This is a genomic window from Anaerocolumna sedimenticola, from assembly GCF_009931695.1.
Taxonomy (GTDB): Bacteria; Bacillota; Clostridia; order Lachnospirales; family Lachnospiraceae; genus Anaerocolumna; species Anaerocolumna sedimenticola.
On sequence record NZ_CP048000.1, the window covers coordinates 2,251,365 to 2,269,931 of the forward strand.

Sequence of the window (18,567 nt, forward strand, 5' to 3'; positions counted from 1 at the left end):
CTGGAGTCACTGAGGTATAACTCATTTATTTGGGGATTTAAGATATAAATACCCCCCAGTGATAAGCAATGAATTTATTTCCATTGTTTTACTCTGGGGGTAACATACCTGTTAGACAGCTTTATTAACTTAGACAATTAATTCTCAGCATTTATCTTTAGTTTTAAATTAATAGCTACTCCTATACCGATTAATACCCAGAACACTGGTGCTACGGTGATAGTAGAGTCATTTGTTAAACCGGCTATCATATAACCGATGGTACCAATAAATATGGATACACCTGCCTGAGAATAGAAATTATTAAAAGTCCCCTTCCAGTAAAGTTTTATACTTGATATAAAATATAATAAATAAAATACCAGGAGAGCAATAAGAGATACGACACCGGATTGAACGCCTATCTGTAAATACAAATTATGAGGCCTAGTAACCAATTGACCGTCAAAACCATAATTATGCAGGTTAACGTAATCTTGTTGTGGAAAAGCGAAAACAAAGGTATCGGCTCCGGAACCAAGCAGTACATATTTCTTTAATAAGGGAATCGTTCGTGACCATAGATAGCCTCTTCCTGTTGCAAAATTTTCGTAACCTTTAAAAAATGTTGAATCAGCTGTTTTAATTTTATCAAATTTGCCTTTACCGTTCAAATAGTAGAAAGTGTTATCTCCTAACTGATTGGTGAAAATCCAATCCTTACCATCAATATTAACTTTTAAACAGACTATATTATCATATATTGCAGGAGTCACAGAAATACCCGTGAACCTGGGATCCGAAATCATGAAACTACCGGTATCAGATACAGTGTAGGGGATAACTTCACTATTTGTATCTTCTAAAATTACAGTAATGCTTTTATCACTGGTATCTGTATTTACTTTTAAAATATTATCTATATACGTAATTAAAAGAACATCTTCAGTTTTGATATCCGTTAAAGCAGAAGTAGTTTTAGGAACATTAAAAATCGTGTTAACAGTATTTGTTATGGCTGTGTATTTAACAGCTCCCAATATTAGAATTCCAGCAATACATACGCCTATAACAGCAAATGTAACCTTTGATTTACGAAAGATATACTTTCGGAATAAAACTAAAATAAAAACAATAGCAAAGGAAAGACTGATTAAACTTGTTTTGGACTGGGAACCAATTAAACTGATTGCTAATCCGACTAATGCAGTTATGTAAAGAGTAATTTGACTTTTCTTTTTTTCTAAAATCGCTAAGCCTAGAAGAATTGGAGCGATTAACGAAGCATAGACACCCACATAATTGGGATTATATAGAGTCAGATAAACCCGGTTGGCTCCGAAGTTAAATTTTAATCCTAATTCATTCCAATATTTCCGTGGTAATACCAGATATTTTGCTAAATCGGTAGTTATAAAATCATGTCCTGTAACTTGGGACAAACCTAATAAGCTAAATACTAAAATTCCAATTAACAGATATTTAAATATAAACCGGATATCATCTTCCGTTTTAATAAATAGAAAAGCGTAATATACGATCAGGCAGTAACCCAGTAGTACAAAAACAGATTCAAATTGTTCATAAATACCGCTTAAACCAAAGGATAAATGAGCAGAGAACAAAGTAGATATTAACGCAAGTAAACCATAAATGAATATTGGGATCAACATTTTTGAAAATTGTAAGGAGCTTTTATCCTGATATACTTTGTAAATGATCATCAATATCATGATAGAACAAACGATAAGAAAAAATACCTGTTTAAAATATAAAAATGCGTCAAACCAGGATGTTTCATTCGTAAACCAATTATATTTTGATAAACCCGGATCGTATTCATGAAACCGCATGATAAAAGGCAGAATAGCGGCAATGAATACTAAAGGCAGTAAATATAATTTATTGTCCTGATTATTAAAGGTTTTTGATTTTGAAGCAGCAGGGGATTGCTTCTTGTTATATTGTGAAGCTTTCATAGTTGGTCTCCTTAATAATTATTTTAGATTGTCCTATTTATACATTTTAATATTTATCATCTGTATTTACAAGTAATAAATAAAAATTGCAAATTCAGATTATTAAATAGTAAGAATCTTAAGAAAAAAGCAAAAAGTTTGTCAATAATATGAAAGATTTATAAATGACTTGTATTAGTTAGTCATATTAATTATAATATTAATTATAGTAAAGAAATGGTGGTAGTGACCTATGTACATAAAGTATTTTAAGGGAGTTTTAGACCTTACATTGTCTCTTTTGGCAGTCATATTATTATCCTGGCTATTTGTAATTTTAATAATTGTTATAAAATTGACATCAAAAGGGCCTGTTTTCTTTAAGCAAAGACGAATCGGGAAGAAAAGGCGGGAATTTAACATATTAAAATTTCGAACGATGCGGATCGATGCTCCAAAGGATACTCCAACCCATCTGCTTAGCAATCCGGAGCAATACATAACCCCAGTTGGTAAGTTTTTAAGAAAGACAAGTTTGGATGAATTACCTCAATTATTTAATATTATAAAAGGTGATATGTCCATTGTTGGACCAAGGCCTGCCTTATGGAATCAATATGATTTAATAGAAGAACGGGATAAGTATGGTGCAAATGATATAAGACCGGGACTTACGGGCTGGGCGCAAATCAATGGCAGAGATGAACTACCCATTAAGATAAAGGCTGAATTGGATGGAGAATACATAAAAAGATTGAGTTTTCTGTTTGATGTAAGATGTATATTGCGGACCGCCTACAGTGTCATTAAGCATGATGGAGTAAAAGAGGGATCTGCAGAAGTCAGGGAATGATTTTTATATAATAGAAATATTTAAATATAATAAGTTTAGCTTATATTAAATTCTCCTCGCAGGAGTTCTTACCGCTTAGATTTTGTAAACACTACGTTACAAAGAACAAGAAAAGATGGTTCTCATTTACCTGATGATAATATTGAAAGGAAGTTGGATATTATGAAGAAAGTTCTTGTAATCGGTGCCCACAGTTATATCGGTCAAAAATTCAAGGAATATGTATCAGCCAATGATTTAAAAGATTTAAGCGTTGATATGGTCAGTGCTTCCGACGGAACCTGGAGAAAAGTTGAGTTCACAGGGTATGATTCAGTCTTACACCTTTCAGGAATTGTACATAGAAAAGAAAAAAAGAGTATGGAAGCTATTTATTATGAAGTAAATCATAAGCTGGCAGTAGAAATTGCTAATAGAGCAAAGATAAGTCATGTAAAACAATTTATATTTATGAGTACAGCTGCAGTTTATGGATCCTATACAGGGTGTATTACAAAAAATACATTGCCTAATCCTACTACTTTTTATGGTAAATCTAAGCTGGCAGCTGAGCAGGATATAATTCAGTTACAGGATGATGAATTTAAAGTAGCTATTGTACGCCCACCAATGGTATATGGAGAGGGGTGCAAGGGTAATTATCCGAGGTTAGTTAAACTGGCGAAATATACTCCGATATTCCCGGACTTTCATAATAAGAGAAGTATGATACATATTAATACATTATTAGAGTATATAGCGCAATTATTAAGATATGAGAATTATGGGTATTTTCATCCACAAGACAAAAAATATGGGGATACTTGTAAAATTGTTTTGACTATTCGTGATAAAATGGGTAAAAAAACTTTTTTAATCAAAAATTTTATTATTCTAGTTATATTATTAAAACTACGTATTAATATAGTTGAAAAGATTTTTGGTGATTTTTATTACAGTATGAATATGGAGTAGAAATAGCATTGCGAGTTATCACTTATAATAATTTTGTATTTTATAGAGGTGTTTATGAAAAAAGCATTAATAATAACTACAGTCAGTGGTTTTGTACCGCAATTTGAGATGAATAATGTAAGAATTCTGCAGTCCCTGGGATATGAGGTACATTATGCGACTAATTATAATATACCTGTTTATGGAAAAGACAATCATCGATTAGACAATACTGGAATTATAAGACATCAAATTAATTTTGTGAGATCACCATTTGATATCATTAGTAATCTAAAAGCATATAAGCAATTAAAAACATTAATGAATATAGAAAGGTTTGATTTGGTTCACTGTCACACACCGATGGGAGGAGTATTAGGAAGGGTAGCAGCTAATGCTACAAAGACTACTCCTGTAATATATACTGCACATGGATTTCATTTCTTTAAAGGGGCTACATTCACCAATTGGTTATTCTATTATCCCGTAGAAAAGTTGCTAGCACAAATAACTGATGTTATAATCACAATTAATAAAGAAGATTACGTAAATGCAAAAAAGTTTAAATTAAGACAGAATGGAACAGTAGAATATATAAAAGGTATTGGAATTAATACAGAAATAGGTTATAATAGAAAAGTCATTAAACTGGAAAAATGCGAAGAACTGGGAGTCAGCAATGACTCTTTTCTTCTAACAAGTGTTGGAGAGCTGATTAAGAGAAAAAATCATATAGTAATAATTAAGGCACTTGCAAAACTTAAAAATATGAATATTACATATTTAATTTGCGGTACTGGTTCTTTAGAAAATTATTTAAAACATGTTGTGAATAAACTGAAATTGGAAAACCAAGTAATATTTGCAGGTTATAGGAATGATATTAGTGAAATACTTCAAATAACTGACTGCTTTGTTTTTCCGTCATTACAGGAAGGACTACCAGTTGCTTTGTTGGAGGCTATGGCTATGGGATTACCAGTTATTTGTTCAAAAATACGTGGTAATATTGATCTAATAGATAATGGGGGTGGAGAATTAGTCAATGCTTCTGATGTTAATGGATTTGCTCAGGCTTTTAATAAAATGTTAAATAATAAGGAGAAACTAAGTACTTATGGATTGTATAATAGACATAGGATTAAGGATTATGATATAAATATGGTTAGTGAGAAAATGAAAAATATTTACATTGGGATAATGAATAGAAGTTGACGAGTGATTAGATTACGGGAGGGTATTGTGAAGAAAGTTCAAATCCTATTATCTTCATATAATGGGGAAAAGTTTATAAAAAAACAGATAGATAGTATTTTACAACAAGATTTTAAAGAATTAAGTATACTTATTAGAGATGATGGTTCAAGTGATAGAACTATCGATATCATAAAAGAATATTCCTTATTACACAAAAATATAAAGTTTTATACAGGAAAAAATATAGGTGCACAGAATAGTTTTTTTAACCTACTAGAAAATGCTGATCAAACATGCGATTATTATGCATTAGCAGATCAAGATGATATTTGGAAAAATAATAAGGTTAGTAAAGCAATAGATGAACTAGATAAATACGATAATAACTTTCCAGTTTTATATAGTAGTGATGTTACTTTAGTAAATGAGCAATTAAAAATTATTAAAAATAAAATTAGAAATTATCATGTCTCACCATCATTTGGTAATGCATTAGTGGAAAACATATGTATTGGTTGTACACTAGTTTTAAATAAAAAATTACTTGATTTAATAACTAATAATATACCTCATTTTTCATATATGCACGATTGGTGGATATATATAGTAGCATCATATTTTGGTACTATCATATTTGATTATAATTCTTATGTTTTTTATCGGCAACATTCAAATAATGCTATAGGAACATATACAAATTTTTATTCAAAAATTTATAAAAGAGTAAAAAATGTAAAAAAAATAGAGGACTTATTTTGCAACAGGCAAATGAATTTATGAATATATATGACATAAATAATCATGTATTAAACGATTTAATTAGCTATAAATCTAATTTTAGAAATCAAATAAGATTAGTTTTTTCTAAATATATATATAGACAAAATAAGTTTGATAATTTTATTTTTAAATGTTTATTTCTGATAAGATATATTTAACTTATAAAGGATAACTTATGAAAATTTTATATTTTGCTCCAATTGCATATAATGGATTAAAACAAAGGCCGCAACATATTGCAGAATTACTTTCTTTTAATAATGAAATTTGGTATATAGAACCTACAATTAGTATAATGAAATATTTATTAAAAGGAGGTAGAAATTATAAACTAGAACAATATGATCAAAATCCAAACTTACATATTATAAAATTAGATGGGAGATTTACAGCTCATATAAGTTTGCAATACTTGGATTTTCTGAATTTAAATATATTATCTGAATATTTACAATTGAGAAGATTAATAAATGAATGTGATATTATTTGGGTTGGCTATAGTGGTTGGTATAATTTAATATCTAAACTGAAAAATAAAAAAATAATTTATGATAAAATGGATGATGATGCTAATTTAACTTTAAATAAATTATTAAAAAGGTTAATCTTAAAAGTTGAACCTAAATTAATTAAAAAGGCTGATATTATATTTGTAACAGCAATAAAGTTTTATCAGGAGATATCTTCAAAAAGAGATAATGTTTATTATATACCTAATGCCTTTAATAAAAATATAGAAGTAAATAATAATATATTATTTGAAAATAATACTAATACTTCCGAAAAAAAAGTTTTTGGATATATTGGTACATTAGCTCATTGGTTTGATATAAAAGCCATAAATACTATATTAGAAGCAGATATTACTCATTATGTTTATCTAGTAGGCCCATGTCAGATAGCCAAGATAAATCATGAAAGAGTTAAATACTTTGGCGTAGTTGATAAAACGGAAATTGGCAAATATATTAATTTCTTTGACATATGTCTATTTCCTTTTCTAAATAATAAATTATTAAATACAATTGATCCTGTTAAAATATATGAGTACTTAGCATTAAATAAACCTGTAATTGCCATTAACAGTATAGAGACAAATAAATTTGGACAATTAATTCATACATATAGAGACTATAATGAATTAAGAAAATTATCCAAAACTAAACTTGATCTTCCCTTTAATTTTAAATCTGATTATGATAAATTTTTTGTGGAGAACACATGGGAAAAAAGAGTAAATGATATTCTTAAGATATTAGATAAATAAAATATAATACAAGTTAAGGAGGAAATGATATAATCTACATATATCATATAATTATTTATGAAAAAAGTTATGCTTATATTTGGAACTCGACCGGAAGCAATTAAAATGTGTCCGTTAGTAAAAGAACTAAAAAAGAGAAAAAATATACAAACCATTGTATGTGTTACAGGTCAACATAGACAAATGCTGGATCAAGTATTAGATGCATTTAATGTTACACCTGACTATGATCTTGCAATTATGAAAGACAAGCAGACTTTATTTGATGTAACAATTGGAGTATTAAGTAATATAAAACCTATTTTAGAAAAGGAACATCCCGATATAGTACTCGTACATGGGGATACATCAACAACTTTTGTTACTTCATTAGCGTGTTTTTATTTAAATATCCCAGTGGGTCATGTTGAAGCAGGTTTAAGAACATATAATTTATATTCTCCATATCCTGAAGAATTTAACCGCCAAGCAACAAGTATAATAGCAAAATATAATTTTGCTCCAACTGAATTGTCTAAAAATAATTTGTTAAATGAAGGAAAAGCAGAAGAGACTATTTTCGTGACAGGTAATACAGCTATAGATGCTTTAAAGACAACTGTTAAAAATACTTATAGCCATAAAGAATTAGAATGGGTATCAAATAGTAGATTAATTTTATTAACAGCTCATAGAAGAGAAAATCTTGGAGAACCATTATATAATATGTTTAGAGCAATTAAACGCATTGTTAATGAATTTAATAATATAAAAGTAATATATCCAATACATATGAATCCATTAGTGCGAAATGCTGCAAATGATATTTTAGGTAATCATGAACGAATTCATATTATAGAACCACTTGATGTATTAGATTTTCATAATTTTATAGCAAGATCGTATTTAATTCTTACAGACAGTGGTGGTATTCAAGAAGAAGCACCTTCATTAGGTAAGCCAGTATTAGTCATGAGAGATACTACAGAACGTCCTGAAGGTATTAAAGCTGGTACTTTAAAGCTTGTAGGAACTAATGAGGAAATGATATATAATGAATTTAAAAATTTATTAATTAATGATATAGAGTATATTAAAATGAGTAAAGCTTCAAATCCGTACGGAGATGGTTTTGCATGTAAAAGAATAGCAGATATACTAGAAGATGCTATGATTAACTAAATATTAAGAAAGGTTAAATAGTAGTGAAAACTTTAAAGGAATTATTTTCATATAGAGAAATGATTTATAGTTTAGTACGAAAAGATTTAAGAGGTAGATATAAAGGATCAATGTTAGGCTTTTTATGGACTTTTATAAATCCTCTACTACAATTAATTATATATACTATAGTTTTTTCTGTTATACTTAAGGGAGGTATAGATAAGTTTTATCTGTTTTTATTTGTAGCGTTAGTGCCTTGGATTTTTTTTAGTTCTGCTGTTACTGGTGGTGCAACATCCATTATTTCTCAACAAGATATGATAAAAAAAATATATTTTCCAAGGCAAGTAATGCCTATTGCGTATGTTACTAGTTCATTTGTAAATATGTTGTTTACATTTATTGTTATATTATTTGTATTAATTTTTTCGGGAGTAGGCATAAATTTAAGAGCATTTTTATATTTACCTATAATTATGATTATAGAATTTATATTGGCCTTAGGAATTGCTATGTTATCATCTTCTTTAACTGTTTATTTTAGAGATTTGGAACATATTCTAAATATTATTGTAATGGCGTGGATGTATTTAACTCCTATAATGTATCCTATTGATATTGTACCAGAGAATTATAAAACTATGTTTAATTTAAACCCAATGACACCAATTATAATAGCATATAGAGATATATTATATTATAAAAGAATTCCACAATTAAATACTTTATTACATGGTTTTATTTTAGGTATTATAATTTTACTATTAGGAATTTTAATATTTGCTAAGTTACAAAAAAAGTTTGCGGAGGAATTGTAACATGCAGAAAGAGAATTCTATAATCGTTAAAGATGTTACAAAAGATTTTAAAGTTTTTTATGATAAAGGGAATAGCTTAAAAGAAAAATTATTATTTAAAAACAGAAATAAATATGAAAATCGACATGTACTAAAAGGCATAAGTTTTAATGTTCATAAAGGTGAAGCTATTGGATTAATAGGTAAAAATGGATGTGGTAAAAGTACACTATTAAAATTATTAAGTAGAATAATTTACCCAAATAAGGGATCAATTCAAATTGATGGTAGAGTATCAAGTTTAATTGAATTAGGAGCAGGTTTCCATCCAGATATGAGTGGAAGAGAGAATATTTATACGAATGCATCTATATTTGGATTAGATAGAAAAGAAATTAATAATAGATTAGATGATATTATAAAATTTTCTGAATTACAAGATTTTTTAGATAACCCTGTTCGTACTTATTCTTCAGGGATGTATATGAGATTGGCTTTTTCTGTTGCGATAAATGTTGATGCCGATATATTATTAATAGATGAGATATTAGCAGTAGGTGATGTTAGTTTTCAAAAGAAATGTTTTGAAAAATTAAAAGAAATAAAAGCGAAAGGTACAACAATTGTTATAGTATCGCATTCATTAGGCCAGATTGAACAAATTTGTGATAGAACAATTTGGATAGATAATGGCTTAATTAAGGAAGAAGGTATTCCTAAATTTGTTCATGAAAATTACTTAGCAGCAATGGAAGAAAAAAGACTTGATAACTATGTAAATGATTATAATCAAAAATTATCAAATGATTTAGAGGAAAGACCAGATTTTTGTGATCCAAATTATGTTAGAACAGGAAATAAATTTGTAGAAATAATTGATGTTAAATTATTAAATAAAAATTACGAACAATCAACTATTTTTAAGACTGGTGATAAAATTATTATTAAAATTTTTTATAAAAGAAATAAAGATAATATACAAGGTAATTTTGGCGTTGGAATTAATAGAGATGATGGAGTATATTGTTATGGTACAAGCACTTTAATCGAAAACGATAAAATGATAGATATTAATGAAAAAGGTGTCGTATCAATGATTATTGAAAATAATATTTTATTACCAGCTAAATATATATTAGATGTAGCTATTCATTCTTATGATGAAATTGCATATGATAGAATCCATCATGTAATGGAGTTTCAAGTTCTGCCTAATAAGAAAGATTTTGGGGTTTCAAGGATAGAAAATATTTGGTATATTGATGAAATTGAATAATTTAGAAAATTAGGAGATCAATATGATAAATAATGAAGAATACTGGAATAATATATTTAAAAAAGAAAAGAATGATAATAAAAGGGAAATGCAAACCAGTTTTTTTGGTAATTTAGCAATAAGTAATTTACCAAGATGGATTATTGAAGATATTGAATTTAATTCCATGATTATCTGTGACGTAGGATGTGCTGAAGGAGATGCTACATATTTACTATCAAATGAATTTAAAAATAATAAAGTAATTGGTATTGATTTTTCATCAGAAGCAATTAAAATTGCCAGAGACAAATACCATGATATTTGTTTTGAGGTAGGTGATATTAGAAATATTAATGAACAATACGATGTTACTTTTTCTTCAAATATGTTAGAACATTTTTATAATTATAAAGATATTTTAGAAAAACTCATTAAAATATCAAATAAATATTGCATATTATTATTACCCTTTAGAGAATATTATACAATTAAAGAACATCACACATATTTCGATTTTCAATCATTTCCATTTGAATTTGAAGATTATATGGTTTGCTATTTTAAAGTAATGACTATGCAAGGAGAAGATGTTAATTATTGGTTTGGAGAACAAATTCTGATAGTTTATGCCAAAAAAGATAATCTTAAAACTAAAAATATTTCTTTAAGAAATTTTTATAATGGTTATATAGAAGAAAGAACAAAGATAATAATGGATTATGATGAAAAGATTAATTCCTTAAATAAAAAACTATTAGAAGCTGACAATAATTTCAAAAAAGAATCACAAGACAAAAATGAAATAAAAAGCGAATTATTAAAAAGTAAAGATATTATAACGGAGACGCAATGTAAAATAGATAACCAGCTTATTGAAATTAGTAATTTAGTAAATATATTAGGGCATACAAATCACGAACTAGTGGATGCAAAAGAACAATTAACAAATATAGTAAAAGACAAAGAAATACTTAATGAAAACAATAAAATATTACTAAGTGAAAATAGTGAATTAAAGGGATTAATTAATAATTTATATTTAGAAAAAGAAAACATCAATAGTGCTATAAATAACATTATAATAACACAAAATTCTAAAAGCTATAAATTATCATTATTATTCAAAAGATTTTTAAGCCAATTTATAAAGGGCAATGAAAAAAAAGATTTTATCAAATGGTTATTCGGGAGATTGTCTAAAAAGTATATGGGTTCTAAATGGTTAAAAGAATTTGATCATCTAGAAATTGCAAAATTAGCTTTAAATAGGGAATCCACATTTGATATAAATAGTATTACTTATAAAATGGAGAAAAATATCAAAAATTCTAGGCAAGTATTTATATTTGCATCTGTTCCATATTATGATGTAGGGGGAGGACAAAGATCCGCACAATTAGCAAAAACGTTTAATAATATGGGATATGAAGTATATTATATCTACGGATTTCATTCATCTGAAACCGAAATAAAAGAAATGTTTATTCCCGCTATTATGCATGAACATATCGATAAAATTAATATTCAAGATATAAAAGATATATTAAAGAAAGAAGCAATATTTATATTTGAAATTCCATATGAGTCATTTGAACCTTATCTTGATTTTGCCCAAAAATATAATTGTTATACTATTTACGAACATATAGATAATTGGGGGACAAGTTTAGGGTGTTTATTCTATAATGAGACTGTATTTAAAAGGTTTTTGTTAAAAGCAGACCTTTTAACTGTTACAGCTAGATTACTGGGGGAAAAATTAAAAGAACAAACTAATAATTCTTATATATATTCTGCTAATGCTGTTAATTCAGAACTATTTGAACCTTTAAAAGAATATAACCAACCTAAAGATTTAATAAAAGGCAAGAACAAAACACTATTGTATTTTGGTTCATTGTGGGGAGAGTGGTTTGATTGGGAAAAAATAGAATATATTTCACAAAAATGTAAAGATTGCGAAATTAACTTAATAGGAGATTACGGACCTATACAAGATAAAGTTAAAAAGATGGAAAAAAATGTACATTTCCTAGGAATTAAAAATCAAGCTGAATTACCAGCGTACTTAATGTATTCAGACATAGCGCTATTACCATTTAAAAATTGTGAAATAGGAAAATATGTATCGCCTTTAAAAATATTTGAGTATATAGCCATGAATAAACTAGTATTATCAACACCTTTGGATGATATAAAGGGTTACCCTAATACAATATGTACAGATGATAAAGAAGAATGGGTTAAAGTAATTTATTCTGAATATAAGATCGTAGATAGTAACAGTTTCATTTTAAATAATAATTGGTATGCTAGATGTAATCAGTTGCTTGATAAAGCATCATCAAAAGAAATTGTAGAAGAATCTATTTCAGTCATTGTATTAAATCATAATAATAAAAAAGTAATTGGTAGATGTGTAAACTCTTTGTTAAATCATATTAAAAGATATAATTACGAAATAGTGATCGTTGATAATAATAGTCATGACGGATCTTACGAGTATTTAGATGAGAATTTCGGTAATACTATTAAACTAATTAAGAATGAGTTAAATGGATGTTCATCGGGGCGAAATATTGGTGTAAAAAATTCCACTGGAAAATATATATGCTTTTTGGATAGTGATCAATGGGTAATTAGTGACAGGTGGTTAGATACTGCTATTAATATATTAAAGAATGAATTGTTTATTGGTGCTGTAAGTTGGAATGCTGGATGGTTTGAGCCGGGAAAAACGACTGGTCCGATCGTTGATTATCAGCCCAATAGGGCAATTGATAGCAGTAAAATATTATATCGAAATGATATAGCTTATCTAGCTACAAGTGGTATGGTGTTAGAACGTAAATTATTTGAAGAAATTGGTGGATTTGATGAATATTATGATCCTACATGTTTTGAAGATACAGATATTTCTTTAAAAGTCAGACATGCAGGGTATGAATTAGCATATTGTCCCTATATGTCAATAATGCATTTACCTCATCAAACTACACAATCAGGAAGTTCAGGTCATTCAAAGCTGATGGAAAGGAATGGTAAATATTTTATAGATAAATGGACTAAAATAGATAAAAATCTTTTAGAATATTATCTATAAATTGGATGTTGACAATGAAATTTACAATTAAACAAAAGATAATTATAGACTTACTTATATCTGCAGCAGTTACAATAATATTAACTTGCACTATTTTAAATTCTTTATATTATGTTGATAGATCTAATTCTAAACTAATGATAACAGCATTAGGTAGTAAAAATGGAGAATCAACAGCATCAGAAGTAAGGATTCATGAGATTTCTTTAAACAATAACAAAGTTGATTTTAATAGTTTAAAGTTACCACAAGAATGGAAAGTCAATGGAGAATATTTAAATTATTATGGAATAAATCAACCAGTATCATTTATATTAGATTTAAAGGATATAAAAGTAATAGATATATTATTTGCAAAATCTAGCGATGCGGGTAAAGTAAAACTTCAAATAGATAGTCATGAAGAGACTATTGATTTATATGAAAATATTTCATGGGATGAGTATCATTGGATATATAAAACTAATAAAGTTTTTAAGCCATTTTCTAGAATTTATTTTTTAATACCTCAATTTTTTATTATATTTATAGTTGTTTCAAAATTAAATAATAAAGAATTTTTATTAAAGTGTAAATTGTTTTGCTCTAAGAAAAATTTAATTAAATACTTTATAATTGCTTTAATAGTTAATATCTTTTTTATCTACCTTTATTGTTAAACAAAAATTCATTAGTTATTAATTTAATTTTTATGAGTTTTATAATATCAGTATTACTAAATAATTTAATTGTAAAAAAATCAAAAAAATTAGTTTTTTTAACCTTTTTAACATTTGTACTGTTATTTATAACAAATTTTTATTATTACTCTCAATTTAATTTAATTGCTATATCTAAAAGTGATTATGTTAACCTAAACTTTATTATAATTATATATTTTATATTGTTAATAGATGATAAAAATACTTTTATAGGCATACTTACAAAAAACAAAAAATGGCTTTATATTTGTAGCTTTATAATGTTACCTGTTTATTCATATTTAATACTAGAATATTTATCTAATGTATTAATTTTAATATTAATTATAGATATATAATCTTAAATATAATTATTTATATTATATTTTATTGCACTATATATTTATTATGTTTTAAAATAAAAATAACGATAATAATTACAAATATTTTAATTTATGCTATAGGAGTTATAAACAATTTTATTTTCAAATTTAGAAATAATCCAATAATGCCTAGCGACTTTTTTTCAATAAAAACTGCACTTAGTGTTTCTGATAATTATAAATTTAATCTTAATAAACAAATATTGGTTTCGACTATTTTATTGTTTTTTTTAATTATGTTTATTATAAAAGTGCCTTTATATTTTAATAAAAAGATAAAAATAATTAATATCTCTAAATACATTTGTTTATATATGATATCTTTATTTTTTATTATGTTTATATTCTTTAAAACCAACTTTACTAGTAAATATATAAATATTAATTTAGATTTATATCAATCTCAAAATACATATAATGAGACAGGAACTCTTCTGGGTTTTATGTTGAATCTAAAAGCTGCGCAAATCAGTAGACCAACAAATTACTCATTAAGTAATATCAAGGATGAATTATCTAACTATAATAATAAAAGTAAAGGGAGAAATTTAAAACCTAATATTATCGTAATCATGAATGAAGCATTTTCTGACCTTCAAGTAATAAATAAATTTAAAACCAGCGAAGACTATTTACCATTTTTTAGATCACTTACTGAAAATACAATAAGGGGAAATCTTTATGTTTCAGTCTATGGTGGTTCAACAGCAAATACTGAATATGAGTTTTTATCAGGGAATTCAATTTCCTTTTTACCATATGGAAGCGTTCCATATCAACAATACATGAAAGGAAACATAGATTCTTTATGCACAATATTAAAACATCAAGGCTATACGAATATAGCAATACATCCTTATTTTAGTACTGGATATCGTAGAAATATAGTCTATCCTTTTATTGGTTTTGATAAATTTATTACAATAGAAGACTTTGAGAATCCATCTTTAATAAGAAATTATATAAGTGATAAAGAAAGTTTTAAAAAGATAATTGAAAAATTTAAATCAAAAAAAAGTAATGAAAAATTATTTATTTTCAATGTAACAATGCAAAATCATGGGGGATATGGAAATTATGATTTTGAACATACGATTAAATTATTAGATAAAGATAATTTTTCTGATGTTGAAGAATATTTAACATTAATTAAGGAATCGGATAATGCTTTTAAATACTTAATAAATTATTTTTCAGGTCAAAAAGAACCAACAATTATTCTAATGTTTGGTGATCATCAACCCAGATTAAATGATAAATTTTATGAGTACTTGTATAATAAAAAATTAACAGATCTTACACTAGCAGAAATGCAAAAACGTTATATAGTGCCATTTGTAATATGGGCAAATTATGATATAAACGAAGAAAATGTGAATAAAATAAGTGCAAATTATCTTTCATCTTATCTATTAAAAACAATAGGTTTTGACCTACCAGCTTATAACCAATATTTATTGCAATTATATAACAAAATACCTGTCATAAATACATTAGGTTTCATTGATTCTAATGGAAATGATTATTATAATGGACAAGATTCATTTTACAAAGATAATATAGAAACATATAATTCAATAGAATATAATAATATATTTGACAAAAAACATAGATTTGATTGGGCTTTTAAGCTGAATTGAAAACATTATGCATTAAACTAATATTAGATTTTACCTTATTCGAGGTATTCAATTATAAAAAATTGAATAATCTTGATGAATTTGAGCCAGCTGTCCAAATTTAGAAATTGTTAAAAACTATCTTGCTGAGAAAAGTACATCAGACATAATGGAATTAGTTTTGAAAAACATGGTAGTTTGAATTATACGGACCTCTGGCTCAGCTTATAAGTTAAGAATATTCAAACACGGAATGAAGAATACAAATAAACTATTAAAAGCCACAATATAGTTCTTTATTTACTACTATTTATTAAGAGGTACAATTGTGAAAAAAATATTATTTATCTTTAATCCAATTGCAGGAAAACTAAAGATAAAACGGAAACTCTTTGATATAATTGATCTAATTACAAAGAATGGATATCAAGTTATTACTTATCCTACTCAATGCAGTGGGGATGCAATTAACATTATTACTAAGAACGATGAAAATTATGATTTTATATTATGCAGTGGTGGGGATGGAACGTTAAGTGAGGTAGTAACAGGTATTATGAACAGTTCAAATAGTATCCCAATTGGGTATATACCTACGGGTTCAACAAATGATTTTGCCTTGAGTCTGAAATTAAGTCGGAATATTTTAAGAGCAACGCAAATAATTTTGAATGGTTATTTAATGCCAATTGATATAGGAAAATTTAATAGTAAATATTTCGTATATGTTGCTGCGTTTGGAGCATTTACGGATGTACCATATAGAACACCACAAAAATATAAAAATATAGTTGGGTATCTTGCTTATTTATTAGAAAGTATAAAAAGAATATCTGATTTAAAAACAAAACATATTCAATTAAAATATGATGAAAAAGTGATAGAAGATGATTTTATAATTGGATTAATTACTAATTCATTATTTATTGGTGGATTTAAAAATATATATAATGAAAATGTAGGTTTAAGTGATGGAATGTTTGAGGTTCTGTTGATTAAAATGCCAAATAATATATTTGAGTTTCAAGCTATATTGAGTTCATTAATAAATGTAGAAATTAATGAAAATTACATGTACTATTTTCAGACTAGTAACTTAATCATTAATTCTGACAAGATGGAATGGACATTAGACGGTGAATATGGTGGAACATATGATCATGTTAAGATTAACAATATAAATAATGCCGTACAAATATTTTATGATAATTAGAATATTAATTTTATGTATAAAATGGTACAAAGGAGAATGTAATGGAATCGGGTAAACGTTTATATTTTTTTGATAATATTAAAGCCATATTAATTATTCTAGTTGTTATAGGACATTTATTGGAACAATTTATTTATTTGCCAGTTAACAAGTATTTCTATGTTTTGATATATTCTTTTCATATGCCTCTGTTTATATTTATTTCTGGGTATTTTTCAGGATTTAATACATCGAAGCTATTAAAGCGTTTAGTAATACCTTATGTTGTATTTCAATTATTATATTTACTGTTCAATAATTTTGTATTAAAAAATGAAACAGTATATACTTTGACAACTCCTTATTGGCTTCTGTGGTATTTACTTTCATGTTTTTTTTGGAATGTTATCATTTTATTTATTAAAAAGGTTAATTTAATGATTGTTTTTATTTCTTTCATAATTGGATTAATTATAGGTCTGGACAATACTGTTAATTATTATTTTAGCTTGTCAAGAACATTAGTATTTTTACCATTTTACCTGTTAGGATATTATTGTAAAAGTATTAACTATAGTCTTGATAACTTAAGGAAAAATAAAACATTAACGGCGACTATATCTGCAATAACTATAGTTGCAGCCTTTTTTGTTTATTTAAAAATAGATAAAATAAATCATATATGGTTTTATAATTCAATGAGTTATAGTCAGGCAAGTAGTAATATGCTTATACGTTTTATGATATATTTAATTGCTATATTATTTTCGCTTATGGTAATTATATTGGCACCTAAAAATAAAATTATAATTTTAACGAATATAGGGGTTAATTGCTTTACAATATTTTTATTTCATGGATTTATCGTAAAATATTTAGTAAAAGTTCAATTATACAAATATTTACCTAATACTTTTACAGTATGGATTTTCATAATTATAGTAACTATAATTAGTACTTTGTTATTAACATCTAAATCAATAACTAAAATCATGAGTGTAATTGTCAAATTCTAGATACTTAATTAAATCTGTTGCCCTGTTTTTGCGGACGATTATTTGTCATTATTCCTTATTTTTTATATTAATGGCATACTGCCAGAAATTCTAAGAGGCTGTTGCACTAAATATATATATTCCGACCTTGTTAATCCATTGCATGACTAGTTAGAACTAACCTCACGGAGACTGTACCACTGGTTACTAATTGTTAATACTTGGAATTACCATAGCTAATAGATTGAATCAACCCACTCTTTGGACTACATGGGATCCTGATTATTATAGAAAAACTTAATATAGGTATCAAAGCCGGATTGCCGCTATAGCGTGCTGCCAAGTTTGACAGGATGTGGCTACACAGGAATTTGTTATATGGTTTTAGTGAACTTACCATGTACGCGAAATAATCATTGCTGCAGGAGTA

Annotated in this window: 14 protein-coding genes; 13 read left to right on the forward strand and 1 reads right to left on the reverse strand. The window is 26.6% G+C overall.

Annotation, left to right across the window (positions count from 1 at the left end; translation table 11 throughout):
- Positions 1 to 137: 137 nt before the first annotated feature.
- The gene (locus Ana3638_RS09920; protein WP_161837879.1) at positions 138 to 1,958 is read right to left on the reverse strand and encodes an O-antigen ligase family protein; all 1,821 of its coding nucleotides are present in this window, start codon (positions 1,956 to 1,958) and stop codon (positions 138 to 140) included.
- Between the two features lie 232 nt (positions 1,959 to 2,190).
- Here Ana3638_RS09920 and Ana3638_RS09925 point away from each other — a divergent pair, with 232 nt between their 5' ends.
- From Ana3638_RS09925 to Ana3638_RS09985, 13 genes are all read left to right on the forward strand, one after another.
- Positions 2,191 to 2,790 carry a sugar transferase gene (locus Ana3638_RS09925; protein ID WP_161837880.1) on the forward strand — a complete coding sequence of 200 codons (600 nt, stop codon included), beginning with the start codon at positions 2,191 to 2,193 and terminating at the stop codon, positions 2,788 to 2,790.
- A gap of 162 nt (positions 2,791 to 2,952) precedes the next feature.
- The gene (locus tag Ana3638_RS09930) at positions 2,953 to 3,744 is read left to right on the forward strand and encodes an NAD-dependent epimerase/dehydratase family protein (RefSeq protein ID WP_161837881.1); all 792 of its coding nucleotides are present in this window, start codon (positions 2,953 to 2,955) and stop codon (positions 3,742 to 3,744) included.
- A gap of 54 nt (positions 3,745 to 3,798) precedes the next feature.
- Positions 3,799 to 4,938 (forward strand): glycosyltransferase family 4 protein, encoded by a 1,140-nt coding sequence (locus Ana3638_RS09935; protein ID WP_161837882.1) that lies wholly within the window; start codon positions 3,799 to 3,801, stop codon positions 4,936 to 4,938.
- Between the two features lie 27 nt (positions 4,939 to 4,965).
- Entirely contained in the window at positions 4,966 to 5,700 is a 735-nt protein-coding gene (locus Ana3638_RS09940; protein WP_161837883.1) for a glycosyltransferase family 2 protein, read from the forward strand.
- 175 nt (positions 5,701 to 5,875) lie between these two features.
- The gene (locus tag Ana3638_RS09945; protein WP_161837884.1) at positions 5,876 to 6,967 is read left to right on the forward strand and encodes a glycosyltransferase family protein; all 1,092 of its coding nucleotides are present in this window, start codon (positions 5,876 to 5,878) and stop codon (positions 6,965 to 6,967) included.
- A gap of 57 nt (positions 6,968 to 7,024) precedes the next feature.
- A complete protein-coding gene (gene wecB, locus Ana3638_RS09950; protein WP_161837885.1) occupies positions 7,025 to 8,128 on the forward strand; it encodes a non-hydrolyzing UDP-N-acetylglucosamine 2-epimerase in 1,104 nt (367 codons plus the stop codon).
- Between the two features lie 23 nt (positions 8,129 to 8,151).
- Positions 8,152 to 8,928 (forward strand): ABC transporter permease, encoded by a 777-nt coding sequence (locus Ana3638_RS09955; protein WP_161837886.1) that lies wholly within the window; start codon positions 8,152 to 8,154, stop codon positions 8,926 to 8,928.
- Position 8,929: 1 nt separating this feature from the next.
- Complete coding sequence (locus Ana3638_RS09960) at positions 8,930 to 10,183, forward strand: ABC transporter ATP-binding protein (RefSeq protein WP_161837887.1); 1,254 nt, start codon at positions 8,930 to 8,932, stop codon at positions 10,181 to 10,183.
- Positions 10,184 to 10,205: 22 nt separating this feature from the next.
- Positions 10,206 to 13,268 carry a glycosyltransferase gene (locus Ana3638_RS09965; RefSeq protein ID WP_161837888.1) on the forward strand — a complete coding sequence of 1,021 codons (3,063 nt, stop codon included), beginning with the start codon at positions 10,206 to 10,208 and terminating at the stop codon, positions 13,266 to 13,268.
- 14 nt (positions 13,269 to 13,282) lie between these two features.
- The gene (locus Ana3638_RS09970; RefSeq protein ID WP_161837889.1) at positions 13,283 to 13,927 is read left to right on the forward strand and encodes a hypothetical protein; all 645 of its coding nucleotides are present in this window, start codon (positions 13,283 to 13,285) and stop codon (positions 13,925 to 13,927) included.
- Positions 13,928 to 14,456: 529 nt separating this feature from the next.
- A complete protein-coding gene (locus tag Ana3638_RS09975) occupies positions 14,457 to 15,971 on the forward strand; it encodes an LTA synthase family protein (protein ID WP_161837890.1) in 1,515 nt (504 codons plus the stop codon).
- 307 nt (positions 15,972 to 16,278) lie between these two features.
- Positions 16,279 to 17,163, forward strand: coding sequence for a diacylglycerol/lipid kinase family protein (locus Ana3638_RS09980; RefSeq protein ID WP_246240956.1), 885 nt, complete (start codon positions 16,279 to 16,281; stop codon positions 17,161 to 17,163).
- 41 nt (positions 17,164 to 17,204) lie between these two features.
- Entirely contained in the window at positions 17,205 to 18,158 is a 954-nt protein-coding gene (locus Ana3638_RS09985) for an acyltransferase family protein (protein WP_161837891.1), read from the forward strand.
- Positions 18,159 to 18,567: the final 409 nt, after the last annotated feature.

What these genes read in the sequence shown, in the direction of transcription:
- Ana3638_RS09920 (WP_161837879.1), bottom strand. Translation starts at nt 1,958, where the DNA reads ATGAAAGCTTCACAATATAACAAGAAGCAATCCCCTGCTGCTTCAAAA.
- Ana3638_RS09925 (WP_161837880.1), top strand. Translation starts at nt 2,191, where the DNA reads ATGTACATAAAGTATTTTAAGGGAGTTTTAGACCTTACATTGTCTCTT.
- Ana3638_RS09930 (WP_161837881.1), top strand. Translation starts at nt 2,953, where the DNA reads ATGAAGAAAGTTCTTGTAATCGGTGCCCACAGTTATATCGGTCAAAAA.
- Ana3638_RS09935 (WP_161837882.1), top strand. Translation starts at nt 3,799, where the DNA reads ATGAAAAAAGCATTAATAATAACTACAGTCAGTGGTTTTGTACCGCAA.
- Ana3638_RS09945 (WP_161837884.1), top strand. Translation starts at nt 5,876, where the DNA reads ATGAAAATTTTATATTTTGCTCCAATTGCATATAATGGATTAAAACAA.
- wecB (WP_161837885.1), top strand. Translation starts at nt 7,025, where the DNA reads ATGAAAAAAGTTATGCTTATATTTGGAACTCGACCGGAAGCAATTAAA.
- Ana3638_RS09960 (WP_161837887.1), top strand. Translation starts at nt 8,930, where the DNA reads ATGCAGAAAGAGAATTCTATAATCGTTAAAGATGTTACAAAAGATTTT.
- Ana3638_RS09965 (WP_161837888.1), top strand. Translation starts at nt 10,206, where the DNA reads ATGATAAATAATGAAGAATACTGGAATAATATATTTAAAAAAGAAAAG.
- Ana3638_RS09970 (WP_161837889.1), top strand. Translation starts at nt 13,283, where the DNA reads ATGAAATTTACAATTAAACAAAAGATAATTATAGACTTACTTATATCT.
- Ana3638_RS09975 (WP_161837890.1), top strand. Translation starts at nt 14,457, where the DNA reads ATGCCTAGCGACTTTTTTTCAATAAAAACTGCACTTAGTGTTTCTGAT.
- Ana3638_RS09985 (WP_161837891.1), top strand. Translation starts at nt 17,205, where the DNA reads ATGGAATCGGGTAAACGTTTATATTTTTTTGATAATATTAAAGCCATA.